Consider the following 1204-nt stretch of genomic DNA (forward strand, 5'->3'; position numbering starts at 1 on the left):
GCTAGCAAATGTTGATCTGGATAAATTCTCTGAGCCAATATTTAATAGTCCAATCATCAAAAACCTAAATAGAAGGGTTAAAAATCAAGGGTATTACTACAGCCTTGATAGTATAAACTCTGCTTATATAGCAAATATCCTTGATGGCTTATATGAAGCAAGAAATGAGAGCATAAGCAAATTTAAAAAGGAAGCAAAAGATAAAAACGTAAAAGCATCAGCTCTAGTAATGGCTAATAACATAGAGCTAGACGCCAAAGGCAACATAAGCCTAGCTGGCAGTGTAGTGGCTGATAATATCAATCTAAACTCACAAAATTTAAACCTAAATCACCTAGAGCTAAACTCTAAAGATCTAAATTTAAAAGCAGGCGCAGCAAATATCAACTCAAGTGAAATTTCAGCCAAAAGTATAAATGTAGATGCAAATAATATAAGCTTAGACAAAGAGTCATCTCAGTTTAGCAAGGCTTCAAATCTAAAAGCAGACGAGAGCCTTAACCTAAACGCTAAAGAAAATTTAAACATCACTGGCGGAGGCTTAGAGGCTGATAAGATAAATTTAAATGCAGATAATATAAATATAAACGCTAAAGAGTTTGCCTATAGCCATAGCGCAAAAGAAAAAGGCGTGGAATTTAACCAAAACATCCAAACGCTAAATAGCGCAAACCTAGACGCAAAAGATATAAATTTAAACTCTAAGTCAAATACACAGATCAGCTCAAGCAACCTAAGAGCTACTAACAAGCTAAATGTAGAAGCTGGAAAAGACATATATGTAGTAGGTGCTAATACAAACGAGAGCACGCAAACTAAAGAGAAGTCAAAGGGCTTTTTCTCTAAAAAAGAGTCTCATCTAATGGCTATAAATCAAAAGGTCATTAGCTCAAATTTAAACGCAGGCGATATCAGCTTAAAGGCTGGCGGCAACACAATAGTAACTGGTTCAAATTTAAGTGCCAAAAATGATATAGACATAGATGCAAATACTATAAGTATAAATCCTAGCGCATATGAGAGCTTAGAGTATTCTCAAACTAATAAAAGAGGCTTTGGTGGGTTTAAAAGATCTATTGATATGCACTCTTTATCAAAGTTAAACCTAACCTCTTCATCGCTATTAACAAATAGTGGCAACATAAATTTAAATGCAAATAAAGATATCTCTATCATCTCTTCAAATATAAACTCAGCATCTGCT

Annotated in this window: 1 protein-coding gene; it reads left to right on the forward strand. The window is 34.1% G+C overall.

The window, feature by feature from the left end; translation table 11 throughout:
• A partial coding sequence (locus UNSWCS_RS10650) for a hemagglutinin repeat-containing protein (protein ID WP_035144034.1) occupies positions 1-1204 on the forward strand: 1204 nt, incomplete at both ends.

Origin of the sequence: Campylobacter concisus UNSWCS (genome assembly GCF_000466685.1) — a bacterium.
Lineage (GTDB): Bacteria > Campylobacterota > Campylobacteria > Campylobacterales > Campylobacteraceae > Campylobacter_A > Campylobacter_A concisus_A.